At 40.6% G+C, this 406-nt stretch carries 1 pseudogene; it reads left to right on the top strand.

What is annotated here, in order from left to right:
• Positions 1-406, top strand: a pseudogene (locus K5R64_RS17095) (hypothetical protein); the annotation flags it as partial.

The raw sequence follows: 406 nt of genomic DNA, 5'->3' as shown, positions 1-406 counted from the left end.
TAACTATGAGTTGGTTTACAAAATCTGTGAAAAAATAAATCCAACAAACTGTGACGAAGCGAAAGTAACCGTAACCGTTACTAAACCAGCCATCGATGCTATTGACGATGCAGGAACAGCGGTAAACGGCTTTACAGGTGGAACAGCTTTAGCCAACGTATTGGTAAATGATAAATTAAACGGAGCGATTGTTGACCCAGCTAAAGTCAACACGACTTTTGTTAGTGCAACAAACACAGGAATCACTTTAGACGGAACAACTGTAAAAGTGGCCGCAGGAACTCCAGCAGGTAACTATGAGTTGGTTTACAAAATCTGTGAAAAAATAAACCCAGCGAACTGTGATGAAGCGAAAGTAACTGTTACAGTAACTAAACCAGAAATCGATGCGATTGACGATGCAGGA

Source organism: Flavobacterium sp. UMI-01 (assembly GCF_019656315.1).
Lineage (GTDB): Bacteria > Bacteroidota > Bacteroidia > Flavobacteriales > Flavobacteriaceae > Flavobacterium.
This window is presented reverse-complemented; position numbering and strand designations above follow the sequence as displayed.